The 24,716-nt window shown below is 55.5% G+C and carries 24 protein-coding genes; 6 read left to right on the top strand and 18 right to left on the bottom strand.

The window, feature by feature from the left end; genetic code table 11:
• Window positions 1–18 precede the first annotated feature (18 nt).
• Both sseA and ACKI5T_RS05220 read left to right on the top strand, forming a co-directional pair.
• A complete protein-coding gene (sseA, locus tag ACKI5T_RS05225; protein WP_407436078.1) occupies window positions 19–864 on the top strand; it encodes a 3-mercaptopyruvate sulfurtransferase in 846 nt (281 codons plus the stop codon).
• Window positions 864–1,634 (top strand): MurR/RpiR family transcriptional regulator, encoded by a 771-nt coding sequence (locus ACKI5T_RS05220; RefSeq protein WP_407436076.1) that lies wholly within the window; start codon window positions 864–866, stop codon window positions 1,632–1,634. Before sseA ends, ACKI5T_RS05220 begins: the two co-directional genes overlap by 1 nt.
• An 18-nt stretch (window positions 1,635–1,652) precedes the next feature.
• On the opposite strand, the gene sseB is transcribed toward ACKI5T_RS05220, so the two are convergent.
• The 11 genes from sseB to trmJ all read right to left on the bottom strand — a co-directional run bounded on the left by sseB (window position 1,653) and on the right by trmJ (window position 10,528).
• Window positions 1,653–2,429: an enhanced serine sensitivity protein SseB gene (gene sseB / locus ACKI5T_RS05215; protein WP_407436074.1), complete on the bottom strand. Its 777-nt coding sequence runs from the start codon at window positions 2,427–2,429 to the stop codon at window positions 1,653–1,655.
• Between the two features lie 105 nt (window positions 2,430–2,534).
• Complete coding sequence (pepB, locus tag ACKI5T_RS05210; RefSeq protein ID WP_407436072.1) at window positions 2,535–3,821, bottom strand: aminopeptidase PepB; 1,287 nt, start codon at window positions 3,819–3,821, stop codon at window positions 2,535–2,537.
• 60 nt (window positions 3,822–3,881) lie between these two features.
• Window positions 3,882–4,082 (bottom strand): Fe-S cluster assembly protein IscX, encoded by a 201-nt coding sequence (gene iscX / locus ACKI5T_RS05205; protein ID WP_015960017.1) that lies wholly within the window; start codon window positions 4,080–4,082, stop codon window positions 3,882–3,884.
• 11 nt (window positions 4,083–4,093) lie between these two features.
• Entirely contained in the window at window positions 4,094–4,429 is a 336-nt protein-coding gene (gene fdx, locus ACKI5T_RS05200) for an ISC system 2Fe-2S type ferredoxin (protein ID WP_407436070.1), read from the bottom strand.
• A 1-nt stretch (window position 4,430) separates the two neighbouring features.
• Window positions 4,431–6,281 carry a Fe-S protein assembly chaperone HscA gene (gene hscA, locus ACKI5T_RS05195; protein WP_407436068.1) on the bottom strand — a complete coding sequence of 617 codons (1,851 nt, stop codon included), beginning with the start codon at window positions 6,279–6,281 and terminating at the stop codon, window positions 4,431–4,433.
• 14 nt (window positions 6,282–6,295) lie between these two features.
• The gene (gene hscB / locus ACKI5T_RS05190; RefSeq protein ID WP_407436066.1) at window positions 6,296–6,811 is read right to left on the bottom strand and encodes a co-chaperone HscB; all 516 of its coding nucleotides are present in this window, start codon (window positions 6,809–6,811) and stop codon (window positions 6,296–6,298) included.
• Between the two features lie 198 nt (window positions 6,812–7,009).
• Window positions 7,010–7,333: an iron-sulfur cluster assembly protein IscA gene (iscA, locus tag ACKI5T_RS05185; RefSeq protein WP_015960021.1), complete on the bottom strand. Its 324-nt coding sequence runs from the start codon at window positions 7,331–7,333 to the stop codon at window positions 7,010–7,012.
• A 16-nt stretch (window positions 7,334–7,349) separates the two neighbouring features.
• Window positions 7,350–7,736, bottom strand: coding sequence for a Fe-S cluster assembly scaffold IscU (iscU, locus tag ACKI5T_RS05180; protein ID WP_005120408.1), 387 nt, complete (start codon window positions 7,734–7,736; stop codon window positions 7,350–7,352).
• 23 nt (window positions 7,737–7,759) lie between these two features.
• Window positions 7,760–8,974, bottom strand: coding sequence for an IscS subfamily cysteine desulfurase (locus tag ACKI5T_RS05175; RefSeq protein ID WP_407436063.1), 1,215 nt, complete (start codon window positions 8,972–8,974; stop codon window positions 7,760–7,762).
• Between the two features lie 179 nt (window positions 8,975–9,153).
• Window positions 9,154–9,645, bottom strand: coding sequence for a Fe-S cluster assembly transcriptional regulator IscR (iscR, locus tag ACKI5T_RS05170; protein WP_015960023.1), 492 nt, complete (start codon window positions 9,643–9,645; stop codon window positions 9,154–9,156).
• Window positions 9,646–9,793: 148 nt separating this feature from the next.
• Window positions 9,794–10,528, bottom strand: coding sequence for a tRNA (cytosine(32)/uridine(32)-2'-O)-methyltransferase TrmJ (gene trmJ / locus ACKI5T_RS05165; RefSeq protein ID WP_015960024.1), 735 nt, complete (start codon window positions 10,526–10,528; stop codon window positions 9,794–9,796).
• 136 nt (window positions 10,529–10,664) lie between these two features.
• Between trmJ and suhB the strand changes: the two genes are divergently transcribed.
• Window positions 10,665–11,471 carry an inositol-1-monophosphatase gene (gene suhB / locus ACKI5T_RS05160; protein WP_015960025.1) on the top strand — a complete coding sequence of 269 codons (807 nt, stop codon included), beginning with the start codon at window positions 10,665–10,667 and terminating at the stop codon, window positions 11,469–11,471.
• Window positions 11,472–11,524: 53 nt separating this feature from the next.
• On the opposite strand, the gene ACKI5T_RS05155 is transcribed toward suhB, so the two are convergent.
• Both ACKI5T_RS05155 and ACKI5T_RS05150 read right to left on the bottom strand, forming a co-directional pair.
• Entirely contained in the window at window positions 11,525–12,505 is a 981-nt protein-coding gene (locus ACKI5T_RS05155; RefSeq protein WP_407436060.1) for a nickel/cobalt transporter, read from the bottom strand.
• On the bottom strand, window positions 12,496–13,134 hold the full coding sequence (locus ACKI5T_RS05150) for a DUF1007 family protein (RefSeq protein ID WP_407436058.1): 639 nt from the start codon (window positions 13,132–13,134) through the stop codon (window positions 12,496–12,498). The genes ACKI5T_RS05155 and ACKI5T_RS05150 overlap by 10 nt, the downstream gene beginning before the upstream one ends.
• 124 nt (window positions 13,135–13,258) lie before the next feature.
• Between ACKI5T_RS05150 and csiE the strand changes: the two genes are divergently transcribed.
• Window positions 13,259–14,536 (top strand): stationary phase inducible protein CsiE, encoded by a 1,278-nt coding sequence (gene csiE / locus ACKI5T_RS05145; RefSeq protein WP_407436056.1) that lies wholly within the window; start codon window positions 13,259–13,261, stop codon window positions 14,534–14,536.
• 3 nt (window positions 14,537–14,539) lie between these two features.
• On the opposite strand, the gene ACKI5T_RS05140 is transcribed toward csiE, so the two are convergent.
• The 4 genes from ACKI5T_RS05140 to ACKI5T_RS05125 form a co-directional block, all read right to left on the bottom strand.
• Window positions 14,540–15,679: a 3-phenylpropionate MFS transporter gene (locus ACKI5T_RS05140; protein WP_407436054.1), complete on the bottom strand. Its 1,140-nt coding sequence runs from the start codon at window positions 15,677–15,679 to the stop codon at window positions 14,540–14,542.
• A gap of 72 nt (window positions 15,680–15,751) precedes the next feature.
• Window positions 15,752–16,597 carry an aldose 1-epimerase gene (locus ACKI5T_RS05135; protein WP_407436052.1) on the bottom strand — a complete coding sequence of 282 codons (846 nt, stop codon included), beginning with the start codon at window positions 16,595–16,597 and terminating at the stop codon, window positions 15,752–15,754.
• A complete protein-coding gene (locus tag ACKI5T_RS05130) occupies window positions 16,597–18,039 on the bottom strand; it encodes a sugar porter family MFS transporter (protein ID WP_407436050.1) in 1,443 nt (480 codons plus the stop codon). The genes ACKI5T_RS05135 and ACKI5T_RS05130 overlap by 1 nt, the downstream gene beginning before the upstream one ends.
• Window positions 18,040–18,109: 70 nt before the next feature.
• Entirely contained in the window at window positions 18,110–21,385 is a 3,276-nt protein-coding gene (locus ACKI5T_RS05125) for a DUF5107 domain-containing protein (protein WP_407436048.1), read from the bottom strand.
• Between the two features lie 114 nt (window positions 21,386–21,499).
• Here ACKI5T_RS05125 and ACKI5T_RS05120 point away from each other — a divergent pair, with 114 nt between their 5' ends.
• Both ACKI5T_RS05120 and ACKI5T_RS05115 read left to right on the top strand, forming a co-directional pair.
• Window positions 21,500–22,696, top strand: coding sequence for an ROK family protein (locus ACKI5T_RS05120; RefSeq protein ID WP_407436046.1), 1,197 nt, complete (start codon window positions 21,500–21,502; stop codon window positions 22,694–22,696).
• A gap of 118 nt (window positions 22,697–22,814) precedes the next feature.
• The gene (locus ACKI5T_RS05115; RefSeq protein WP_407436044.1) at window positions 22,815–23,237 is read left to right on the top strand and encodes a DoxX family protein; all 423 of its coding nucleotides are present in this window, start codon (window positions 22,815–22,817) and stop codon (window positions 23,235–23,237) included.
• Window positions 23,238–23,285: 48 nt separating this feature from the next.
• Here ACKI5T_RS05115 and glyA read toward each other — a convergent pair whose 3' ends face one another.
• A complete protein-coding gene (gene glyA, locus ACKI5T_RS05110) occupies window positions 23,286–24,539 on the bottom strand; it encodes a serine hydroxymethyltransferase (RefSeq protein WP_407436042.1) in 1,254 nt (417 codons plus the stop codon).
• Between the last annotated feature and the right edge of the window lie 177 nt (window positions 24,540–24,716).

The following is a 24,716-nucleotide window of genomic DNA, read 5'->3' as shown; positions in this document are numbered from 1 at the left end:
GCGAAAATGGAGGCAACCATGTCCACCTCATATTTTGTTGCAGCCGACTGGCTGATTGAACATAGCGACGATCCGGAAGTACAAATTATTGACGCCCGTATGGCACCTCTCGGTCAGGAACACCGCGACCTCACCGCTGAATACCGCGCCGGACATCTGCCGGGCGCGGTCTTTTTTGATATTGAAGCCCTGTCCGATCACACATCCCCGCTTCCTCATATGCTACCGCGCCCGGAAGCCTTTGCCGTGGCCATGCGTGAGCTGGGCGTGAATCGCGAAAAACATCTTGTCGTGTACGACGAAGGGAATCTTTTCTCCGCCCCGCGTGCGTGGTGGATGCTGAAAGCCTTTGGTGCAGACAAGGTGTCTATTCTGGCGGGCGGTCTCGCTGGCTGGAAGCGTGATGAATTGCCCTTGCAACAGGGTGACGTTGCGCTGCCTGAAGGGGACTTTGATGCCTCGTTAGATGCCGCCCAGGTGAAACGCCTCACCGATGTGTTGCTGGTCAGCCACGAAAAAACAGCGCAAATCGTCGATGCCCGTCCGGCGCCACGGTTTAACGCGCAAGCGGACGAACCGCGTCCTGGCCTGAAGCGCGGCCATATTCCCGGCGCGCTCAACGTGCCGTGGGGCGATTTAGTCTTTGAAGGTGAACTGAAAACCACCGATGAGCTGGTCGAGATTTTTGAGCGTCAGGGTGTGGATCTTCATCAGCCCATTATTGCCAGCTGTGGTTCCGGCGTGACGGCCTGCGTGGTGATTCTGGCGCTAGCGACGCTGGGTGTTTCAGACGTCACGCTCTATGACGGCGCCTGGAGCGAATGGGGTGCGCGCGACGACCTGCCGATTGAACCTACGCCGTAATGGATAATCGCCTGGCAACGCTGCTGACGCGCGGGGAATCACTGACCCGCGCGGAGTATCGCGTCTTAGCGCACCTGACAGAACACCCGTTGCTGGTGGGCAATATCACGGTGCGCGAACTGGCGCAGGCGACGTTTGTCTCGACCGCGACCATCATGCGGCTGTGTCAAAAGCTGGGGTTTAGCGGTTTCAGCGAGTTTATCTGGCACTGTAAACAGCTACTTTCCGATACGCCGCATATTGCGTCGCAGGCTCAGGATTTGCCGCAGCTCCCTGCTCTGTTTAATCAGTTTATCGCCAACTATCAGTTGACCTTTCAATGGGCCACGCAAGAGAAGCGACAGCAATTTGCGACGCTATTGCGCGAGAAAGAGAGCTTCTTTCTCTACGGCGCGGGCTTTTCGTATTTGTTTGCTGAATACCTGACCAAGAAATTGCAGGTGTTAGGCAAAACGGCGTTTATCTCTGGCCCCGGCGACAGTCGAAATATCTTTTTGAGCAACGCGGCTCGCTACCAGGTGTTTATCGCCGTTTCACGCAGCGGTGAAACGGAACAGGTGCTGGATAAAGCGCGGATTGCGAAAAATGTCGGCATGACAGTGGTCGCGTTTACGCGCGCGTCGGCGAATACCCTGGCGGGGATGGCGGATGTGCATTTTGCGCTGTATGACGAGGCGGTGCATTACGCTGCAGAAGCTGCAGGCGTGACGTCGTTTGAATCAAATCTGGTTTTGCTGATGGATTTATTGCTGCTGGAAGCGACGGGGTGAACGCTCACCCCGATCAATTTAGAGGATGCGGCTGGTTTTAAGATCGCGCAAGAATCCGCCCCAGCGACGTTCGTAAAACGGCGTGATGTGCTCAGTAATAAAGTGGCTGATGCCCTTTTCACCTTTCACAACCCGACAAATATCAATCGGCTCATCGCCCGGCAACGTATCCGTTGCCACACTTCCCGCCGCCTGAATAATGTCCTCAATCTCACCGTCCGCTTCAATACCGATCAGCAGAATCGGCTGTTCGTCGGCTCGCTCTTTGATAGAGCACAGAAACGCGCGTTTGACCGGCTTGATGGTTTTGAACAGCGTGGTTAAAGAGTCAATCATCTGCGCCGGGGGTTCTGCTACTTCGGACAGCAGCAGCGTTTCGCCGCCTTTCAGCACTTCTTGCGTGCTCAGCGGATTGCCCTCTTCACCGATTAGATGGCTGATTTCACGCGGGGTGAACTCTTTACCGGTCGGCAGTTTGGCATTGAGGAACAGGGTTTCGCCAAGCGTCATCTCAAAGAGCGTGCGCACCGGCATCACGACGAAAGCCTGCTCGTCTTCCACCGCTTCCTGCAACGTTTCGAGGGAGGTGAAGAACGGGATCACCGAGGTGCCGTCGTCTTTTTCCCAGTGCAGCAGATCCAGCGCGCTGTCTTCAACAACCTGCTCGCCTTCCGCCGCCGTTCCTGGTACCCACACCGTGGATTCCAGCAGTGTGCGGAAAAATGCCGGACGATGGGCTGGCTCAGTCGCCGCTTGCTCCAGCAGAGTTTCTAATTCGTTTTTGGTATCGGACATAAACTTTCCAGATGTCATTTTTCCCCCTCACCCCGGCCCTCTCTCAAGGGCGAGGGAGCAAACCATCCCTTCTCCCCCAGGAGAGGGCTAGGGTGAGTGCAACAGTTACCCTGCGGTCAAGAGGTTCGCAATGGTGCGTACGCCCAAACCGGTTGCGCCCGCAGACCACTGCTCAACGCCCGCTTTACGGTAAGTTGCGGAGCAGTCGATGTGCAGCCAGCCTTCGTGATAGTTCTCAACGAAGTGGGACAGGAAACCTGCCGCGGTGCTTGCACCGGCTGGATATGCCGCGCTCGCGGTGTTGTTCAGCTCAGCAAAGTTAGACGGCAACTGGCTGCGGTGGAATTCCGCCAGCGGCAGACGCCAGAATGGTTCGTTCTCAGCCGCCGCGCTCGCCATCAGACGGCTCGCCAGTTTATCGTCAAAGGTGAACAGCGCGTGATAGTCGTTGCCCAGCGCAGTTTTCGCCGCACCGGTCAGCGTGGCCATATCAATGATCAGCTCTGGTTTCTGCGCAGACGCATCAATCAGGCCATCCGCCAGGACCAGTCGGCCTTCGGCGTCGGTGTTCATCACTTCGACGTTTTTACCGTTACGATAACGAATGATATCGCCAAGCTTGAATGCGTTACCGCTCACCATGTTGTCTGCACAGCACAAGTACAGCTTCACGCGCTTGTTCAAACCACGGGTGATAGCAAAGGCCAGCGCACCGGTAATGGTCGCCGCGCCGCCCATATCGGACTTCATAGAGTCCATGAACGCGCTCTGTTTGAGGCTGTAGCCACCGGTATCAAAGGTAATGCCTTTGCCGACCAGACAGGCATATACCGGCGCTTGTTTGTCGCCCGTCGGGTTGTAATCCAGCGCCAACAGCACTGGCGGACGCTCAGATCCACGACCGACCGTATGCAGACCCATGTAGTTTTGCTCGCGCAGGTCTTCGCCTTTGGTGATGCGGTAAGACATTTTGTCGCCTGCCGCTTTGCACAGCAGATCCACTGCGCGCTGCGCCAGCTGTTCCGGACCTAACTCTTCCGCCGGAGCGTTAATGGTGTCGCGCACCCAGTCGATGATCATCAGACGGCTTTCCAGCTCTTTCTGACCGGCTTCGTCGAGGTTGGCCCACTCGATTTTACGCGTGCCTTTCGGGCCTTTGTAACCTGCCCAGAATGCCCAGCTGCGATCCGTATCCCAGCCTTCGCCCGCCAGCGTAACGTGCTTAATACCCAGGCCGTCAATTTTGCGCGCGGCGCGCTGGATCAAACCTAAATCATCGCTGCCGTTCAGGTGCAGGGTAATGCCGTCATTATTGATGCTGTAGGTGGCTTTTTCGCCCCAGCGCGCATCAGCAGGCTGGGTAGAGAGCGTAATCTTCATCGCTTCGGTCATTTTATTTATCCTTATTAGCAACTAGCAAACGGGCCGCCTCAAGGCAGCCCGTTTCATTTTCTATTCTGCTTCATCTAACCAGACTAACAGAATCGCCTCCAGAATTTTTTCACTGGATGCGCTGGGATCGTCATCGAAATCTTCCAGATCGCAGATCCACTGGTGCATATCGGTGAATCGCACGGTCTTCGGATCGAGATCCGGGTTGGCATCGTACAGCGCCTCGCCGATTTCGCGGCTATCAGTCCACTTCAGTCCCATACTAACCTCTGTTAATGCTCGCGGGCATGGTTAATCGTGTAACGAGGGAATTCGACCACCAGGTCTTCATCGGTGACGCGCGCCTGACAGCTCAAACGGCTATCGGGCTCCAGACCCCATGCCTTATCCAGCATGTCATCTTCGTCTTCCGTGCTTTCCGCAAGGGAGTCAAAACCTTCACGAACCACGCAGTGGCAGGTCGTACAGGCACAGGATTTTTCACAGGCGTGTTCCACCTCGATACCGTTGCGCAGGGCAACATCGAGAATGGTTTCGCCGGTCTCAGCTTCCAGAATTACGCCATCCGGACACAGGTCCGCATGAGGCAAAAAAACAATCTTTGGCATATTACACCTCGTCCACGGACTGGCCTTTCAGCGCAACACGGACAGATTTATCCATGCGGCGAGCGGCGAAGTCCTGGGTTTCTTTATCAACGTTTTTAATCGCTTGTTCTATTGCGTCAGCGTCATTTTCTTCAGCAACGATCCGTAAACGGGCCGTTGCCTCATCAATCACCTGACGCTCTGCGGCGCTGAGCAGCGCGGCATCAGCAGTGAGTGCGCCTTCAAGACTTTCCAGTACGCGTGCGGCTTCTACTTTTTGTTCCGCCAGCATGCGCGCTTTCACGTCCTGTTCGGCATAGCTCATTGAATCCTGAATCATGGAGGCGATTTCGCTATCCGTTAAACCGTAAGACGGTTTAACCTGGATGGACGACTCGACACCGGTCGATTTTTCCATCGCCGTGACGTTCAGCAAACCGTCCGCATCGACCTGGAAAGTGACGCGGATATGCGCCCCGCCCGCAGGCAATGCTGGAATACCCCGTAGCGCAAAACGCGCCAGCGAACGGCAATCCTGAACCAGCTCGCGCTCGCCCTGCATCACGTGGATGGACATCGCGGTTTGGCCGTCTTTGAAGGTGGTAAATTCCTGCGCGCGCGCCACCGGAATGGTGGTGTTACGTGGGATCACTTTCTCGACCAGGCCGCCCATGGTTTCTAAACCAAGGGAAAGCGGGATGACGTCCAGCAACAGCATTTCGCTGTCCGGCTTGTTGCCGACCAGAATGTCCGCCTGGATAGCCGCGCCAATTGCCACGACTTTATCCGGGTCGATAGACGTCAGCGGCGTGCGGCCAAAGAATTCACCCACGCGCTCACGTACCAGCGGCACGCGGGTTGAGCCGCCGACCATGACGACTTCAAGCACTTCGCTGGCATCGACATCCGCATCTTTCAGCGCACGACGACACGCCAGCAGCGTGCGTTTAACCAGTGCGGCGATCAGTTCGTTGAACTGATCGCGCGTGATTTCACCCTGCCAGCCCGCCACATTCACGGTAACCGCCTGGGCATCGCTGAGCGCGATTTTCGCGTCAATAGCAGCATCCAGCAGCTCACGCTGTACGCGGGCATCGCTACGATCGGCAATACCCGCCTGCTCGCGAATGTAGTCCGCCAGCAGATGGTCGAAGTCATCACCGCCCAGCGCAGAATCACCGCCGGTCGCCAGCACCTCAAACACGCCGCGGCTTAAGCGCAGAATGGAAATATCAAACGTCCCGCCGCCAAGATCGTACACGGCAATGACGCCTTCTTGTCCGGAATCCAGACCGTAGGCGATTGCCGCAGCCGTCGGTTCATTCAGCAGACGCAATACGTGCAGGCCCGCCAGACGCGCGGCGTCTTTGGTGCCCTGACGCTGTGCATCGTCGAAATATGCGGGTACGGTGATCACGACGCCATCGAGATCGCCTTCAAGCGTCGCGGTTGCGCGCGCAGCCAGGGCTTTCAGGATATCGGCAGAAACGCGAATCGGGTTCAGCAGTCCGGCATCGGTGGCAATCATCGGCAGGCCGTTTTCACTAGCCTGCAGTTGATACGGCAGATGCGGATAGCGTTGTTGAATATCCACCAGCGAGCGGCCCATCATGCGTTTAACGGAGCTGATGGTGTTGGCAGGATCTTTCGCCGCGTTGGTGCGCGCGTCATATCCCACCGAGTGGCCCTGCTGCTGGTAGTGGACGACGGAGGGTAGCAGATGACGCCCTTCGGCGTCTGCCAGCGTTTCCGCCAGGCCGCTACGAACGGTCGCCACGAGGGAATTGGTGGTGCCTAAGTCAATGCCCACCGCCAGACGACGCTGGTGTGGCGCAGCGCTTAAGCCAGGCTCACTAATTTGTAATAAGGCCATAATCGCTTCCGAAATTAAAAATCGAGCAGTTTTTCTTCGAGTTGTTCAGCGCTGCTTCGTAGTTTATCGAGAAAACGCAGCTTGCGCACAGCGTCTGCGGCCACGTCCCACGTCTCGTTATTCAGTTGTTCAACCATCTGCTGATGGCGGGAATCGAACATTCCCTTCACCCGCTTGATGAAGCTTTCCAGACGCGCTTCGTCTTTCGCCTGTTCGATTTCATCCAGCTCTTCACGCAGCTCCAGCTGTTCCATCAGGAACGCGGTGTCACGTACAGTATGCTGTTCGCTCGTCAGATCAAAACCGTGCAGGGAAAGCAGATACTCCGCGCGGGCCAACGGGTTGCGCAGGGTTTGCCACGCCTGATTGATGGTTGCAGACTGTGATACAGCTGCCAGTTGCTCCGCCGGGGTACCGCTGGCGAATTTATCCGGATGGAATTGACGTTGCAAATCCTGAAAACGGATCGTCAGCGCGGGAAGATCAATCGAGTACTGGGCGGGCAACCCAAAGAGGGTGAAATAATCCATAACAATCTCAGGGTTAGCCTGTTAAAACAAACCCCACCGCAGGAGTACTGCGCGTGGGGTTATACCTTCTTTCTTCGCGTTGCAAATGCGTTGTCTTCACGTGTTCACCCCAGTCGCTTACTTAAGTAAGCGACTGGGGATTCACTCGCTTGCCGCCTTTCTGCAACACGAATGACTCGGTATAACAGCGGATCGCGACTATACGTGGAAGCTTTCGCCGCAACCGCACTCGTCTTTTACGTTCGGGTTAGTGAATTTAAACCCTTCGTTCAGGCCTTCTTTGACGAAGTCCAGCTGAGTGCCGTCGAGGAATTGCAAGCTCTTGCCATCGATCACTACCTTCACGCCTTTGTCTTCAAACACGGTGTCATCCGTCGCCGGTTCGTCCACAAATTCCAGTACATAAGCCATACCGGAACAGCCGGAGGTACGTACGCCCAGTCGCAGGCCATAGCCTTTACCACGGTTCTCCAGGAAGGAGCTTACTCGCGCGGCAGCGCTGTCGCTAAGGGTAATCGACATACTTAAACCTCAACTCTTATTTTGCTTCACGTTTGCTTTTGTAGTCCGCAATAGCGGCTTTAATCGCGTCTTCTGCCAGAATAGAGCAGTGAATTTTCACGGGTGGCAGTTCGAGTTCGTCAGCAATATCGGTATTTTTAATTGCCTGTGCTTCGTCCAAAGACTTGCCCTTCACCCACTCAGTTACGAGGGAGCTGGACGCGATTGCAGAGCCGCAACCGTAAGTCTTGAAACGTGCGTCTTCAATGATACCTTCATTGTTGACTTTGATCTGCAACTTCATCACGTCGCCACACGCTGGCGCGCCAACCATGCCGCTGCCTACGCTCTCGTCGCTGTTGTCGAAAGAGCCAACGTTGCGTGGGTTCTCGTAATGATCAATAACTTTTTCGCTGTATGCCATGATTGAATCTCCTTACCTACCGATTAGTGATGTGACCATTCGATGCTGTTGATATCCACGCCCTGTTTGAACATTTCCCACAGTGGAGAAAGGTCGCGCAGACGGCCAATGGAGTTGCGAACGAGCTTGATGGTGTAGTCAATCTCTTCTTCGGTAGTGAAACGACCTAAAGAGAAACGGATAGAACTGTGTGCCAGCTCGTCGGTCATGCCCAGTGCGCGCAGCACGTAGGATGGCTCGAGGCTTGCAGACGTACAGGCAGAACCCGAAGAAACGGCCAGGTCTTTCAGCGCCATAATCAGCGACTCGCCTTCAACATAGTTGAAGCTGACGTTGAGAATGTTTGGCACGCCCTGCTCGAGATCGCCGTTCAGGTACACTTCTTCCATGTCCTTCACGCCGTCCCAAAGACGGTTACGCAGCGTGCGCAGGCGCGCCATCTCGGTTTCCATCTCTTCTTTCGCGATACGGTAGGCTTCACCCATTCCCACGATCTGGTGAACAGGCAGAGTCCCTGAACGCATGCCACGCTCGTGACCGCCGCCGTGCATCTGTGCTTCGATGCGGATACGGGGTTTACGACGAACGTACAGCGCACCGATACCTTTCGGGCCGTAGATCTTGTGGCCGGTGAAGGACATCAGATCTACTTTCAGCTGGCTCAGGTCGATAGGCAGTTTGCCCACGCTCTGGGTGGCGTCAACGTGATAGATGATACCGCGCGCACGGCACATTTCGCCGATAGTCGCGATATCCTGAACCACGCCGATTTCGTTGTTCACGTGCATGATGGAAACCAGAATGGTGTCATCACGCATGGCCGCTTCGAGCTCTTTGAGGTCGATGATCCCGTTGCTTTTCGGTGCGAGATAGGTCACTTCAAACCCTTCACGCTCCAGCTGACGACAGGTATCCAGCACGGCTTTGTGTTCGGTTTTGCTGGTAATAATGTGCTTGCCTTTCTTCTGATAGAAGTTGGCCGCGCCTTTTATCGCCAGGTTATCGGATTCGGTTGCACCGGAGGTGAAAACAATTTCACGCGGATCGGCACCTACCAGCTCAGCAATCTGGTTACGGGCGATATCAACCGCCTCTTCAGCATGCCAGCCAAAACGGTGAGAACGGGAAGCTGGGTTACCAAAGTTTCCGTCCAGGGTCAGACACTGCATCATTTTCTCGGCAACACGCGGGTCCACCGGCGTGGTTGCGGAGTAGTCGAGATAGATCGGTAATTTCATTGCTCTATAAACTCCGTACATCGCTTCAATGCAAGGAATCAGGCAACCGGCTGGATGTACGACCGAGTAAACGGGGCGGGTTAACGCTCCGGCCTGATTCTAAAATCTCTTTTATAATTTTTACCCTAACTGCTTTGCGGGACAGCGTCGTTGGCTGTCCACGAAACAGGATGGGTAAATTATGCGCGTAACTTAACGTCGATAGCGTCTTGCGCGCGGGTAGTGCGTTGTGTTTCATGGCTCTGCTGACGACCCGACACATCCAGAACTTCCTGGTTATTCACCAGTTCACCCAGGGTGATGTTGTTCAGGAAGCCGGTCAGACGGTCACTCAGATCGCGCCACAGCGCGTGGGTCAGGCACTTATCGCCGCCCTGACAACCGCCTTTGCCCTGGCAACGCGTCGCATCTACAGACTCGTCAACAGCGCTGATCACTTCGCCAACTGCAATACTGCCCGCGTCTTTACCCAGCAGATATCCGCCGCCTGGGCCACGAACGCTGGAAACCAATCCATTTTTACGCAGTCTGGAGAAAAGCTGCTCCAGATAAGACAGGGAAATTCCCTGACGTTCTGAAATATCTGCCAACGGAACCGGGCCCGTTTCGGAGTTGAGCGCAACGTCCAGCATCGCGGTCACGGCATAACGCCCTTTAGATGTCAGTCTCATGTCTTACTTAACCTCAAACTCGCCCCTGCCCGGGGTTTTTATTGTAAAATGGGGGTATTGCATAGCAGGGGCAAGTCTGACATTCCCGACTAAATTGGTCAACTATTTACTTGACTGTTTTAGTCAGGTATTTAACCTTCTGTGCCGTTTAAGATTCTTTGTTCTTTTGCTCAATAATTGAAGCCAACATGCCACGCAGAATGTTCAATTCCTGTGTTTCTGGACGAGCACGCGTGAACAGACGGCGCAGTTTATTCATGACCTGGCCTGGATGAGAGGCGCGGATAAAACCGGTCGTGAGCAGCGTTTGCTCCAGATGACCGTAAAAACGCTCAAGATCATCCACCAGCGGATACGGTGTTTCTTCGGGTTCAGCGGTCTCGCCTTTTTCCTGCGCGGCGAGCCATGCCATCCGCACTTCGTAAGCAATAACCTGTACCGCCATCGCCAGATTCAGCGAGCTGTATTCTGGGTTAGCCGCAATCGCCACATGGTAGTGGCACTTCTGTAGCTCGTCGTTAGTCAAGCCAACGCGTTCACGGCCAAACACCAGCGCCACCGGCGCATGTTCCGCTTCGGCAGTACTTTTCAGACCGCATTCGCGTGGATCGAGCATCGGCCACGGCAACGTGCGCGAACGCGCGCTGGTACCGACCACAAGGCTACAACCCGCCAGCGCTTCGTCGAGGGTATCCACGATTTGTGCGTTGCCGATAACATCACTGGCACCCGCGGCCAGCGCGATCGCCTGAGAGTCTGGCTTCACCAGTGGATTCACCAGCCACAGATTGGTTAAACCCATTGTTTTCATTGCACGGGCAACAGAGCCCATATTGCCGGTATGCGATGTTTCGACCAGCACGATTCGAATATTTTGCAGCATAGTTTTAGTTGTCTGAGGTCATTGTCTGAAGAATATTCCGGCATATTATCATAAACGAGAGACATGATCCGAACTCGCTGCTATACTCTGCGCCGTTTTCGTTTCCCTGTTCTTTAACATCCAGTGAGAGTAACCGATGCAACATCCTATGTTGACCATCGCCGTGCGCGCAGCGCGCAAGGCGGGTAATGTAATTGCCAAACACTACGAAACACCAGATTCTGTAGAAACCAGCCAGAAAGGCAGCAATGACTTTGTGACTAACGTCGATAAAGCCGCAGAAGCGATTATTATCGAAACCATTCGCAAATCTTACCCGCAGCACACCATCATCGCCGAAGAAAGCGGTGAGAATGAAGGCGAAGATCAGGATGTTCAATGGATTATCGATCCACTGGATGGCACGACCAACTTCGTCAAACGCCTCCCACACTTTTCTGTTTCTATCGCAGTACGCATCAAAGGCCGTACTGAAGTCGCTGTTGTTTACGATCCAATGCGTAACGAACTGTTCACCGCAACGCGCGGTCAAGGCGCACAGCTGAACGGTTATCGTCTGCGTGGCACCAACGCGCGCGATCTGGATGGCACTATTCTGGCGACCGGCTTCCCGTTCAAAGCCAAACAGCACGCCACCACGTATATGAAAATCCTCGGCAAGCTGTTCACCGAATGCGCGGACTTCCGCCGTTCAGGTTCTGCTGCACTGGATCTGGCCTACGTTGCCGCTGGCCGTGTTGATGGCTACTTCGAAATCGCACTGAAGCCATGGGACTTTGCTGCAGGTGAACTGATTGCACGTGAAGCAGGCGCACTGGTGTGTGACTTCACTGGCGGCCACAACCACCTGATGAGCGGTAACATCGTTGCAGGTAACCCACGCGTCGTGAAATCGATGCTGGCGAGCATGCGTGACGAACTGAGTGATGCGCTGAAGCGTTAATCGCTCCAGCTGCATCCCGCGGTTCCCTCTCCCATTGGGAGAGGGAAAAGTCATCAAAACGGTCTTAATCCCCTTCCCATCGGTACGGCGCTTATCCACATCGTCACCGCCGCGACCAGCAGAATCACGCCACCCGCTAATGCCAATGTCGTCCATCCCACCTGTCGCCACAGAACCGGGGCTTTATTACCGCTCAATCTGACGGCCAGTTGACGGAAGCTGTGCACCAGCAGGGCCAGCGACGTAATCGTCAACGACGTACCGGCCGCCATCGCCAGTGCGGACACAACACCCCAGCTAAATACGCCAATCACCTTACTAAACAGCAGAACCATGATCGCCCCGGAACACGGTCGCATTCCCATGGACAGAATAATCATCAGGCGTGCCCGCCAGTCATCGCCGCTATGGAGCTGTTCCTGCGTCGGTAAATGCTGATGCCCACACCCGCAGCGTTGGTCATGAACATGATGCGGGGTAAAGGCTTTGAACTTCGGCTTGCGCAGCAGCGCGCTTAATTTTTTGAGCGCTCGCCAGCAGAGCATTACGCCCAGTAAGCCCACCAGCGCATAGCTGCCCTTCTCTAACCAGAAACTACTCATATGCAGCTGACGAGCGGGCAATTGCAGCAGCGTGAGCACCACGAGCACCAGAGCAATTGCCACGCAGCCTTGCAATAAAGACGACGCGAGCGTTAAACCGATACTGGATTTTAGCTTTGAAGGATGCGTCGCCAGCCAGGTGGTAATGACAATTTTTCCATGCCCCGGCCCTAAGGCGTGCAGCACGCCATAGAGAAAGCTGAAAATCAACAGCGAGCCTCCCGCCTTTGACGGATTCTCCGCAACGGCTTTCAGCAAGCCGCTCATCTGCTGGTTAACCTCTCGTTGCCAGAGGATACTTTTCATCATCACCTGCGGCCACGCCTGCCAAAGCCACAGGGCGGCAACCCCCGCGATGACCAAAAACAGCGCCAGCGGCCACAGATGTAGCCAACGACGCTTTGTCTTCATCGACGCTGAAATTACTGACATTGGACGGTCACCTGCTGCGCGAACTGTTTGCCCAGATCCATGTCCTCCGGCGGCGCATCGTCTTTATCCAGAGCGATCGCAAAATTGCGCGTTTCGTCGCTGGGCGACGGCGTATGTACGGCGATGCTGCAGCGGTTTTGTAGCGCCGCTGGCAAGGTAGCATCGCGGTCTTCGGCGTAACTCATATCGACGTAATAGCTCGGATCAAAAGTGGAAAACGTGTATTTCTGCCCGGCCAGCGGCTGCGGTTGTGACAGAGGCAGAATAAAAGTCAAAACAGCCTGCTGACCGTCGCGCTCCATGCCGTATGTCGTAGGACGATTCAGGAACTTTACCTTTTGTCCGTTATGCCAGAATTCAGTGAAATAGTGCTGGCCGAGGACATTTGCCATCACTTCTGCCGCCAGTTTTTTCCAGATCTCATCGCCGGGTTTGGCGTTGCCCGCATCATAGAGCAGATCGGCGGAGGTGATTTCATCCATCGTCCAGCGCATTTTCAGCCCGCTAATCTGCGCGTCATCAGCCACCACTTCCGTTTTCAGGCTGATGAAACTGTGAGGATGCGCCGCGGCGGAGAGGGATAAAACCGCCAAAAATAGCGCGCTGGCGCTTTGTTTAACTATTTGCATCGTTTCCTCACGTCAAAAATTCTGTGATGTTCTCCCGCATTCCTGACGGAAAGAGCTGCCGCCGCGCTTTCCAGCGCACATCCTTTGGCTATTCTTATCGAATACTTCTCCTGGATACCGACAGATGATGACGACACTTGAAATTCCATCTGTGCTTTCCAGTTCGCAGCGTCGCTGCCAGGTGCTTTTGATGCTTTACCTGCCCGATTTTGCCGTTACCCCGCAAAGCATTGTTGGCATTAACGGGGTCGACGACGACATTGCACGGCAAGATATAGCCGAGACGCGCGATGAAATCCAGCGCTATCACCGGCTCGACATCGCCACGCACTATGACGGCAGCTACCGGCTTGAAGGCACCACGCTCGATCAACGGTTATGCCTGCTGCACTGGCTGCGTCGGGCGTTGCGCCTGTGTCCGCACTTTATCACTCAGCAGTTTACCCCGGCGCTTAAAACGCAGCTTAAACAGCTCGGCATTGCGCGCACACTCTATGACGATACCAATCTGCGGGCGCTGATCAACTTCTGCTCGCGCCGCCTGCAGCGCCAGTTTGAGTGCCGTGACGTTCAGTTTTTGCAGTTGTACCTGCAGTACTGTCTGATACAGCATCATCTTGGTCTCACGCCGCAGTTTTCTCCCGTGCAACGTCACTGGGCGCAGTCCCGCGGGGAATTCCTGACCGCGCAGGAGATCGTTCGTCACTGGCAGCGCCGGGTACAACAGAATCCTCACACCGATGAAAATCTTTTCCTGTCGTTGCTGTTCATGATGATTCGCACCCCGGACCCGCTGCGGGACGCCCATCAGCAGGATGAGCGGCTGCGTCAGGCGATTTCGCGAATGATCGGTCGCTTTCGCGGCCAAACGGGAATGCGCTTTAGTGATGAACAAGGGCTGACGGACCAGCTGTATATCCATCTGACGCAGGCGCTGGATCGCTCGTTGTTCGGCATCGGGATCGATAACAGCCTACCCGAAGAGATTGGGCGTCTTTATCCGCGTCTGATGCGCACCACTCGCCATGTTCTGTTTGAAGTCGAAGCCGAATTTGGCCTGCGCTTTTCGGATGAAGAGATGTGTCTGGTCGCCGTCATCTTTGGCGCGTGGCTGATGCAGGAAACTGACCTGTATGAAAAACAGGTGGTGTTGCTCACGGGTGAAGACAAAGCGTGTGAAGAGCTGATTGAGGAACAACTGCGGGAGCTGACGTTGTTGCCGTTGAATATTCGCTATCTGACGCTGCAGGCTTTCCAGAAAGACGGTGCACCGCGAGAGGCGGCGCTGGTGATTACCCCTTACGCCACCGCCCTGCCACTGTTCTCACCGCCGCTGATTCATGCCGTAGAGGCATTGAACACGCAGCAGCAAGAACATATTCGCGTGATGCTGGAATCGTAATGCTTAACTGCGTGCGGCCACTTTCGGTCGCACAATCATCGCGGGCAACGCAACCAGCGCCATCACCCAAAACACGCCGTGACCGAGATGCTGGTACAAATAGCCCGCAAAAACCGTCATCACGGCGATACTGCCGCCCATCGCCACAGCGGAATAAATCGCCTGCAGACGAATAACGTCGCTGCCCTCACGCGCAGAGATGTAACGCATTGCCGCCAGATGGCACACGGTGAACGTGCCGCAGTGCAGGATTTGCGCCACGATAAGCCACGGTAATTCCGTCGTCCAGCCCATGATCCCCCAGCGCGCCACGCCGCATACGGCGGAAAGCAGCAGCAAATCGCGCGCACCAAAGCGGCGGAACAGCTTCTTGCTGAGCGCGAAAATAACCACTTCCGCCACCACACCGAGCGACCACAGATAACCGATGGCCGAAGCGGAATAGCCCGCGCCCTGCCAGTAGATCGCGCTGAAACCGTAGTACGCCGCATGTGCGCCCTGCAGCAAACAGACGCACGCCAGAAAACGCCAGCTTTGCACGATCAGCATTTTCCATGCCGGCCAGCCCGCGCGCTCCTGATGACGGCTTTCGCCCTGTGGCATCACGGATGGTCGCAGCAGCATCCCCAGCAGCATTGAGGCAATACCGACACTCAGTAGCGCCAGAATGGCCTGATAATCGTAAAGGCTGACCAGTTTACCCACCAGCGCAGAGCCAATCACAAAGGCTATCGACCCCCACAGGCGCACCCGGCCATAATCCATCGGCATCTGTTTTTGCCAGGTATTGGCCAGCGCATCCGTCAGTGGAACCAGGGGTGAGAAAAAGAGGTTAAAGCCGACCATCACCACCATCAGCCAGGCAAACTGCTGGCTGACCCAAAAGCCCGCCAGAAATACCAGCGTGAGCAGTGACAGGATGCGCACGGATTTGATCAGCAGCGAAGGATCGCTGACGCGCGGCGCAATCAGTAGACTGCCTAAGAAACGCGCCACCAGACCTGCACCAAGCAGGACGCCGATCGTTTCGGGCGTGAGGCCGATTCCTGCGAGCCAGACGCTCCAGAAAGGCAGAAAAATACCGTAGCTAAAGAAGTAGGTAAAATAGCTGAGCGCCAGCCAGCGTGTGGAATGCAAACCCATGAATCCCTCCCGATTTGGAGGCGCTAGTCTGGCGCTAAAAAGAGGCTGGCGCAAGCGAGTATTAACAGCCGATTAACAGGATTGGGTCGTTGATTCGACGGCAATTTCCATGGCCAAACAGGTGCTATCACTCTGGCCTAACGCCACTAATCCTGGCTGTCCGGCCTGATGATGGGCGTTCACCGGATGGCTCTGCGGTTCGAGGCATAAGAATGATTCATCCGACATTCGGAACAGCATCAGCCATGGAGTTTGCGATGATAATGTGACAGTCATCACGTCACTCTGGATCTGCGCCACCCCGTTCCAGCCGGAAAAGCCCACATTCAGCCAGCGGTTCTCGCCATGTTTCGCGCCGCTGAAGTCAATCTCTGTCGGGATCTCCCCCTGCCACGCCAGCGGCAAATGTTTATCCCCTTCCGGCCAGTAGCCGCCGGCAGAGAACTGTACGCGGCTCGCCTCCTCAAATACAAACCACGGATGAAATCCCAGCCCGTAGAGCATCGGGTTTTGGCCGAGGTGCGTTAACGTCAGATCCGCTCGCAGAACGTTTCCAAACAACCGATAGCGCAGCTCGGCCAGATAGTCAAAACCGCAGGGATGCTGGCTACGCAGCGTCAGCAGGCACTCCGTGTCGGAGACGAATTCGACGTCCCAGCGTTCCAGCCAGCCGTTGCCGTGCAGGAAAAACGTTTCATCGACCGGGCTGTCCGGCAGCACAATCTCCCGCCCGCGAAACGAAAAGCGATTCCCGGCGACGCGGTTAGCCAGCGGAAGCATCGGGAACAGCGCGCGGTCACCTTTCTCCCACAGGACGGGCCTGTCGTGGATAAGGGAAACCAGTTCGCGCAGCGCGCCCCCCTGAGGATCGACGCGCATCTGCAGATGCGCGTTTTGCAAAAATAAGGTTTCTGCCATCAGTGCACCCGTCCGGCATTCGCCGCGTGAGCGGTTTTGCGGTGCTGCTTTTCTAGCTGCTCCTCTAGCGCTTCGAGGGTGACGCCTTTGGTTTCCGGGACGTTACGCAGGATATAGATATACCCGGCCGCACAAATCACACCGTAGAGCAGGAAACTGCCCGCAGCGCCCAGCCCGGCATTGAGCAGCGGGAAGGTGTAGGTCAACAGGAAACAGGCCACCCACAGCGCCAAAGTGCCAAGAGACATCGCCAGCCCACGCACGCGGTTGGGGAAAATTTCCGAGAGCAGCACCCAGGTCACCGGAGCCAGCGTCAGGGCGTAGATCGCAATCGCCGCCAGCACCAGCAGCAGAACCGGCCAGCCCATGATGTTCATTGCATACGCGCTGGCAATTAGCACATAGATAATGGTCAGGCCCGATGCGCCCAGCAGCATCAGTTTGCGACGACCGATTTTGTCCACCAGCGGCAGCGCAGCGACGGTAAAGACGAGGTTGATAATACCTGTCGCCACAATCGATTTCAGAGTGTCGTTGATATCAAACCCGGCAGAGGCAAAAATTTCCTGGGCGTAGTTGAAAATGACGTTGATTCCGCACCACTGCTGGAACATCGCCATCACCATCCCGATAATCACAATCGGTTTGATTTGCGGCTGTAGCAACGTGGAGTAGGTGACTTTCTGGGTGTCTTTTTCCAGAGTATGGGCGATCTCTTTTAGCGTCTGGCTGGCGTATTGCACGGTGCCGATTCGTTCCAGCATGGCACGTGCACGCTCCGGTTTGCCGACCTTCATCAGCCAGCGCGGGGATTCCGGAACGAAAAACATCAACACTAAAAAGGCCAGAGCAGGCACCAGTCCTGCGCCAAACATCCAGCGCCAGCCGATTTGTCCGTTCCAGCTGTGAAGGATAGCCTCCTGAGTCGCCCCTGCCGCCACCGGCTCGGCAATCAGCAGATTCACCAGCTGCGCGGCCAGCACGCCGACCACAATAGTGAGCTGGTTGACCGCCACAAAGCGACCACGTTTTTCCGCCGGACTGACTTCGGCGATATAGAGCGGGCTGAGCGCCGAGGCAAGCCCAATCCCGATGCCGCCAATAATGCGAAAGACCACGAAAATCTCAAAGTTGTGCGCCAGAGCCGTGCCGAGCGCCGAGACGCTAAACAGTGCAGCCGAGATAATTAATGGGCGTTTGCGGCCCAACTTGTCAGCACACCAGCCGGAGATCAGTGCCCCAAAAATACAGCCCACCAGCGCACTGCTCATCGCCCAGCCGGACTGCGCCGGGTCGGTTATCGAAAACCAAGCTTCGTAGAAGGGTTTTGCCCCGCCAATCACTACCCAATCGTAACCAAAGAGCAGCCCGCCACAGGCGGCGACCAGGCAGATGGTCCAGACGTAGCCCATTTTCAGTTGTGTCTGTGCGTCATTATTCATCGTGATTCCTCTTCAAGGGAATGCAGGGAACAGAGGGTTAACAGGTGGATGTCCCCACCTGTCGGGTCGGTTAGTTAAAAATGCCAGCCGCGCGCGCGTGTTGAACGAAGTGCGCTTTGTCGTGTGCCGGGTTGAGCGTTAGCAGGGTATTGAGACAGCGCTGGCTGGCGGTGTCGTCCCCCCGTCCCGCGTGGCCCAGCGCCTCAATGAACAGACAGTGCTGCTGATGTTGCTGCCGTGCTGGTGTATCAAGCACCACCAGATCCGGCAGCGAAACAGCAAAAAAATCAGCCTCAGGAACTTCGTCGTAGTGCGCTTTCACCCACGACAAGAAACTGTTGAAGTGACGTTCGGCAGCGGCGCTGTCGCCCAGCACGCGCATCGCCATCCCCTGCCAGAAGAGATAATCGGCGGGCTGGTCGTTGTAGTAGCGCCCGGCACTTAGCGTTGTTCCGCCCTGCGCCGCATGGGTGAAACAGCGCTGTGCCTCAGTCTGGCTATCGCACCGCGCGTGACAGTAGCCAAGCAGATACCAGACATCGTTGTCCGTTTGCCCCGGCAGACGCCCTTCCCCCAGATTATGCGGATAGCAGAGCGCGGCCTGAAGCAGGCTAATGGCCTCGTTACATTCGCCATTCTGAATATGCTGCAAAGCACGATGCTGCTGATTGAGCAGATACTGTCCGGTGACTTTGCCTTCGCCCCCTTCCCACGGGTGGAACTCACGGGTTTTTAGTATGTTTGCCGCGTCGGTATAACGCCCGGTGCTGTTCCACAGACTCAGCAGTTCCGCCGTCAGATCGTCGCGTTCTAGCACCACGCTTTGACGCTCGCTGAGGGTGCCTAGACGGACAGCCGCTGGCACGCCGTTGAGTTTGTTGAGGTAGTCAAGTTCAAACAGGAAGCGCGGATTTTCCTGCTCCAGCTCGACCGCGCGCTGCAAATACGCCTGCGCCAGCGCCAGATCGCCCTTTTTATTCCAGGCGTAAATTCCCAGCAGACGCTGAGCGGGCGCAAACTGCGGCTCCTGCTCAAGAGTGAATTGCCAGCAAGAAACAGCCTCGTCATAGCGGCGCTTGCTGTACCAGAAGCACCCTAACTGATAGCGGGCAAAAGCGTCGTCCTGCAGGGTTTGTAGCATTTGCACTTCGTCAAGGGCATTTGCGAAGCGCACCCGATTTGGCTCGCAGCGACGTGCGGCAGCGAGGTAACGGGCGCGAGTTTCTGTATCGTCACTGAATGCCGCACGCCATAGCTGCGGGAGCGTCTCCTGGCTGTCGAGCAGATCCAACACATCGCGTGCCGCATCGCTCATACCCATCGACGTCAGCCAGCCCGCCAGCACGCAGGCATTCGCCCCACGACGGCCCGTAACCTGGCGCAGTTTCTCCTGCGCGGCATCATCCTGGCGAATGGCCCAGCGCACGTAGTGCAGAACGTAACTCAGAGGATGGGTATGCAGACTGGCATCGATATACGCCAGCGCGTCGTCCTGGTGACCGAGTTTCGCCATCGCCAGCGCCTTCAGCCCCATCGCCAGATTGTTGCTGGCATTGATACCGAGACTGACCTCGACCTTTTCCAGCGCGTCGGCATAGTCATCGCGCTTCATCGCCAGGCGCGCCAGCGACCAAAACGCCGCGTCGCGGCAGTTGCCGCTCCACGAGGCTTTGTAGTAGTGATCCCAGGCTTTGTCGTTATCGCCCTGACGTTCCAGCGCCGTTGCCAACAGCTGGCTAGCTTCGCCATCGCGCGGGTTTTTATTCAACTGGTGCGCCCGCACCAAAGCCGCTTCGGCGCACTGCTGCGCCAGGGCCCAGTCGGCGCGGTTGAGCGCCAGCGTGCCGAGCGCGACGTTGTTGCGATAGTCGTGCACGTCCAGCGCCAGCGCGCGGCGGTAATAATCTTCCGCGTGACGGCTGGCGTGGTTGTACTGCTCCAGATGCTGGCCGATAAAATAGAGTTCGTCACCGTTCGTAATGTGTTCCGGCAGCGCCGGTGCGATGGCGGGTGCAGGCAGCGGCGTCTCCTCGGGGATATGCTCCTGATAGCTCAGCAGCGAATGGCCCGAGGCATCTTTGACCGTCAGGGTTAAGCGAGAGGATTCAGTGTGTTCCAGCGTCTGCTGGTGGCTTTCGCCCGGCAGCAGGCTGAGGCGCATTTCCCAGAGTGTTTGACCATCGGCGCTCAGTTCGAGGCTGACATCCTCCAGCGGCGCGATGGCGTAAACGCCCAGCATAATCTGTGGTGCATAACGTTCTAGCTTTAACGCCAGTTGCGTGTTGGCGTTCTGCACCATGCCCAGTTCGCTGTAGGGCAGGAAATTCTGCACGAACACTTTCTCTTCATACGGCGCAAGCCAGGTGAAATCCGGCTGGTTATCGGTAAAGACGCCGGTCATGAGCTCAATGTACGGACCGTTTTCATCTGTCAGATTGCGGTCCCAGGCGCGGCCAAACTCTTTATGGCCCCAGGTCCACTGCTTCTTACCTGGAGAAACGTGGTGATCGGCGACATGGAGCAACCCGCCGCGCTCGCCGTGATGGTATGCGCCGACAAAATCGTAATCTGATTTCTCGGCCATGTAGGACGTCGGCACCGGCACGTTTTTGTAGCGTGAAATATCCACGCCCGCCGAGTAGTCGACTTTGTAATAGGTTCCATGCGCCATCGGGAAAGCGGAAACATCACGTTTACCGTGATCGAAGACCGCCGTCACATCCGGCGGGAAAACGCTCTGGTGGTCGTCCCCGCCCTTTACCGCCGGGTTCGCCCACCACAGGAAGTGTCGCGGCGTGGCGTTGGGGTTAAACACTTTGCCGGTGATTTCAATCAGGGCGCGATCCGGATAGAGGGTAAAACCGGTCATCACCTGCAGCCCGCGCATCGGTTCGGTTTCGCCCATCCAGACGGTTTGTGCGCCATTGTCGGCAGACTGGAGGGTGACATCAACGGGCATAAACGTAGTCGGACGATGGTGCTGTGGCCAGTTGAATTCGATGCCGCCGGAGATCCACGGCCCCAGCAGTCCCACTAGCGCAGGTTTGACCACCTCGTTGTAGTAGACAAAATCACGCGCTTTGACTTTGTCATAGGCGCGGTGAATCCTTCCGCCCAGTTCGGGCAGCAGCATGATGCGGATAAAGTCGTTCTCCATCCACACCGCCTGGTAGTCCCGCATTTCGCGTTTGCCCGTCAGGGTGTCGGTGACGCCGTAGGGATAGACCGCGCCGGACGAGCCCTGATAGACGCGTTTTTCGAGAAACATCGGGTTGGTGTCTTCTGCACCGGTGGTCCACGTTGGTAATGAGACGGTTTCCCGCCAGACCTTAACTGCTCCAGACATTTTCACTCTCCAGTAAACAAAACACAGTGAAAGACGATAGGATGGCAGTGTAGAGAGGAATTTCGCGGGCTGATTGCGTAATGCTCACGCAATATAATTAACGGAGTTTAGTGAATGCGTATTTCGGGGTTGAATAACCAGACGGTTCGTCAGCACAATCGACGGACAATAATGACGTTGGTATGGCGGTATAAGCGCCTGAGCAAATCACAGCTAGCCCAGCACACAGGACTTTCCATTCCTGCGGTGAGTAAGATTCTGGATGAACTGGTCAGCAACAAAAAGCTGAGCCATTCCAGCGAAAATCTCAGCACTCGCGGTATCAACAGCGGTCACTATCAAATTCCCCGCGAGGGCCCATTAATTCTTTGCATGAATGTCAGCCCGACGAGCATTGAAAGCCAGCTGATTGACGCGCGTATGTTACCTCAGGGGGATTTCAACTGGACAGAAGTCAATGCCCCTACACCCGATGCGCTGCTGAGAGCGATTGAAAAACTATGGCAGCAACATCATAAGCAGTGGCCCGGACGGCGGATCAACCTGGCACTGGGGATCCACGGACAAGTCGATACCGCGACAGGCGTTTCCCAGACCATGCCGCAAGCCCCGTGGAAAAAACCGGTCGAGATAAAGTATCTGCTGGAAGAAAAACTTGGGATTACGGTGATGGTCGATAACGACTGCGTCATGCTGGCGTTGGCCGAAAAATGGCAAAACCCGTTGAATCGTGAGGATTTTTGCGTGATAAACGTCGATTACGGTATTGGCTCATCGTTTGTCATTAATGGGCAAATTTATCGCGGGACGCTGAACGGCAGCGGGCAAATCGGTCACACCATTTTTGACAGGGACGGTATGGCGTGTTCTTGCGGACGCTACGGTTGCCTTGAAACAGTTGCCTCGTTATCGGCTCTAAAGAAACAGGCACGAATATGGCATAAATCACAACCGAATTCCTCCACTCTGAATCCTGATTCACTGACCAGCCTGCAGCTGCTTGACGCCTGGCGTAAGGGGGATACGAATATTCAACGCTGGGTCGAACAGGCCGCTAATGCTATTGGTCTGACGCTTTACAATCTGCTCAATATCGTGAATATCAACCAAATCTGGTTCTATGGTCGTAGCTGCGCTTTTGGTGAGCCCTGGTTGCAAACCATTAACCGTCAGATTGGTTTTACTCCGTTTGATCATGGCGATGCTGGGCGTACCCGACAAACGGAAATTGGCTTTGGCGGGTTAACTCGCCAGCAACAAATTACTGGGATCGGGTATTTGTTTGTCGAGGATTCTTTAGCGGCGGAATGAAGCGGATTTTGCCAACGATGACATCACGCTTATGCCTGATTTTGAATGACAAAGAATATGGCGAGCCCGCAGTTTGTGTATTAGCTTTAACGTAAGCCCCTCCAATATCGAGCCTGCCATGAACACTTTACGCTATTTCGATTTCGGCCAGTCCCGTTCGTTAATACTGTTGATCGCCCGTATCGCAATCGTTGTGCTGTTTATTATTTTTGGTATTCCCAAAATGACCGGGTTTGATGGAACCGTGCAGTATATGACGTCGCTGGGTGCGCCGATGCCAATGCTGGCCGCCATTATTGCGGTGGTAATGGAAGTGCCTGCCGCAATCCTGATTGTGCTCGGTTTCTTTACCCGCCCACTGGCCGTGCTGTTTGTCTTCTATACGCTGGGAACGGCGGTAATTGGGCATCACTACTGGGATATGAGTGGCGATGCGGTGATGCCAAACATGATTAATTTCTACAAAAACGTCAGTATCGCCGGTGCATTTTTATTGCTGGCGGTAACCGGGCCGGGTGCGATTTCCATTGACCGGCGCTAGATAAACGAAAGGCCGCTTACGCGGCCTTTCATGTCACTGCGAGCAGAATTAAGCGTACACAGGGAAACGTGCGCAGATATCCAGCACTTTACCTTTAATACGTTCGATCACCGCTTCGTCGTTGATGTTATCCAGAACATCACACATCCAGCCAGCCAGCTCTTTCACTTCAGCTTCTTTGAAGCCGCGGCGAGTCACAGCCGGAGAACCGATACGGATTCCGGAGGTCACGAACGGGCTCTTCGGATCGTTCGGTACGCTGTTTTTGTTCACGGTGATGTTGGCGCGGCCCAGGGCGGCGTCAGCTTCTTTACCGGTCAGGTTCTTATCAACCAGATCCAGCAGGAACAGGTGGTTTTCAGTACCGCCGGAAACCACTTTGTAGCCACGGTTCAGGAACACTTCCACCATGGCTTTAGCGTTTTTCGCAACCTGCTGCTGATACACTTTAAACTCTGGCTCCATTGCTTCTTTCAGCGCCACGGCTTTGGCCGCGATCACGTGCATCAGCGGGCCGCCCTGCGCGCTTGGGAATACCGCAGAGTTCAGTTTTTTGTACAGATCTTCGTCACCGCCCTTCGCCAGGATCAGGCCACCGCGTGGACCCGCCAGGGTTTTGTGGGTGGTGGTGGTCACAACGTGAGCATGCGGAACCGGGTTCGGGTAAACGCCTGCGGCAATCAGGCCCGCAACGTGCGCCATGTCAACGAACAGGTATGCGCCGATGCTGTCTGCAATTTCGCGCATTTTTGCCCAGTCAACGATACCGGAGTAAGCAGAGAAGCCGCCGATGATCATCTTCGGCTTGTGGGTCTCAGCCTGCTTCGCCATGTCTTCGTAGTCAATTTTGCCGGACTCATCAATACCGTAAGGGATGATGTTGTACAGTTTGCCTGAGAAGTTAACCGGGGAGCCGTGAGTCAGGTGACCGCCTTGTGCAAGGTTCATACCCAGCACGGTATCACCCGGTTGCAGCAGCGCGGTGTAAACCGCAAAGTTAGCCTGAGAACCGGAGTGCGGCTGCACGTTAGCGTAATCTGCGCCGAACAGCTCTTTTGCACGGTCAATCGCCAGCTGCTCAACAATATCAACGTACTCGCAACCGCCGTAGTAGCGTTTGCCTGGATAACCTTCAGCGTATTTGTTGGTCAGCTGAGAACCCTGAGCCTGCATAACGCGCGGGCTGGTGTAGTTTTCGGAGGCGATCAGTTCGATGTGCTCTTCCTGACGTACTTTTTCCTGCTCCATTGCTTGCCACAGTTCTGCATCATAATCGGCAATGTTCATTTCACGCTTTAACATCCGCTTCTCCTACTCAGCTAACAATAAAATTTGGCCTAAAAAGCCGGTCCTGTTGGACAACGCGCCACAGTATAACCGAATAGTTCTTCGATAACAGGTCTTGACAAACGAATTTACGCAAACGTTTACCTGCACGCCACGCAAGGGTTTGAGGAATAAAGCTCTCACGATTTTAAA

The sequence above is a fragment of the Lelliottia sp. genome, from assembly GCF_045627565.1.
Taxonomy (GTDB): Bacteria; Pseudomonadota; Gammaproteobacteria; order Enterobacterales; family Enterobacteriaceae; genus Enterobacter.
Note: the sequence above shows the minus strand (reverse complement) of the source record. Positions and strands in the feature narration are given on the sequence as shown.

Coding starts and splice junctions, on each gene's coding strand:
- sseA (WP_407436078.1), top strand. CDS start 19: ATGTCCACCTCATATTTTGTTGCAGCCGACTGGCTGATTGAACATAGC.
- ACKI5T_RS05220 (WP_407436076.1), top strand. CDS start 864: ATGGATAATCGCCTGGCAACGCTGCTGACGCGCGGGGAATCACTGACC.
- sseB (WP_407436074.1), bottom strand. CDS start 2,429: ATGTCCGATACCAAAAACGAATTAGAAACTCTGCTGGAGCAAGCGGCG.
- pepB (WP_407436072.1), bottom strand. CDS start 3,821: ATGACCGAAGCGATGAAGATTACGCTCTCTACCCAGCCTGCTGATGCG.
- iscX (WP_015960017.1), bottom strand. CDS start 4,082: ATGGGACTGAAGTGGACTGATAGCCGCGAAATCGGCGAGGCGCTGTAC.
- fdx (WP_407436070.1), bottom strand. CDS start 4,429: ATGCCAAAGATTGTTTTTTTGCCTCATGCGGACCTGTGTCCGGATGGC.
- hscA (WP_407436068.1), bottom strand. CDS start 6,281: ATGGCCTTATTACAAATTAGTGAGCCTGGCTTAAGCGCTGCGCCACAC.
- hscB (WP_407436066.1), bottom strand. CDS start 6,811: ATGGATTATTTCACCCTCTTTGGGTTGCCCGCCCAGTACTCGATTGAT.
- iscA (WP_015960021.1), bottom strand. CDS start 7,333: ATGTCGATTACCCTTAGCGACAGCGCTGCCGCGCGAGTAAGCTCCTTC.
- iscU (WP_005120408.1), bottom strand. CDS start 7,736: ATGGCATACAGCGAAAAAGTTATTGATCATTACGAGAACCCACGCAAC.
- ACKI5T_RS05175 (WP_407436063.1), bottom strand. CDS start 8,974: ATGAAATTACCGATCTATCTCGACTACTCCGCAACCACGCCGGTGGAC.
- iscR (WP_015960023.1), bottom strand. CDS start 9,645: ATGAGACTGACATCTAAAGGGCGTTATGCCGTGACCGCGATGCTGGAC.
- trmJ (WP_015960024.1), bottom strand. CDS start 10,528: ATGCTGCAAAATATTCGAATCGTGCTGGTCGAAACATCGCATACCGGC.
- suhB (WP_015960025.1), top strand. CDS start 10,665: ATGCAACATCCTATGTTGACCATCGCCGTGCGCGCAGCGCGCAAGGCG.
- ACKI5T_RS05155 (WP_407436060.1), bottom strand. CDS start 12,505: ATGTCAGTAATTTCAGCGTCGATGAAGACAAAGCGTCGTTGGCTACAT.
- ACKI5T_RS05150 (WP_407436058.1), bottom strand. CDS start 13,134: ATGCAAATAGTTAAACAAAGCGCCAGCGCGCTATTTTTGGCGGTTTTA.
- csiE (WP_407436056.1), top strand. CDS start 13,259: ATGATGACGACACTTGAAATTCCATCTGTGCTTTCCAGTTCGCAGCGT.
- ACKI5T_RS05140 (WP_407436054.1), bottom strand. CDS start 15,679: ATGGGTTTGCATTCCACACGCTGGCTGGCGCTCAGCTATTTTACCTAC.
- ACKI5T_RS05135 (WP_407436052.1), bottom strand. CDS start 16,597: ATGGCAGAAACCTTATTTTTGCAAAACGCGCATCTGCAGATGCGCGTC.
- ACKI5T_RS05130 (WP_407436050.1), bottom strand. CDS start 18,039: ATGAATAATGACGCACAGACACAACTGAAAATGGGCTACGTCTGGACC.
- ACKI5T_RS05125 (WP_407436048.1), bottom strand. CDS start 21,385: ATGTCTGGAGCAGTTAAGGTCTGGCGGGAAACCGTCTCATTACCAACG.
- ACKI5T_RS05120 (WP_407436046.1), top strand. CDS start 21,500: ATGCGTATTTCGGGGTTGAATAACCAGACGGTTCGTCAGCACAATCGA.
- ACKI5T_RS05115 (WP_407436044.1), top strand. CDS start 22,815: ATGAACACTTTACGCTATTTCGATTTCGGCCAGTCCCGTTCGTTAATA.
- glyA (WP_407436042.1), bottom strand. CDS start 24,539: ATGTTAAAGCGTGAAATGAACATTGCCGATTATGATGCAGAACTGTGG.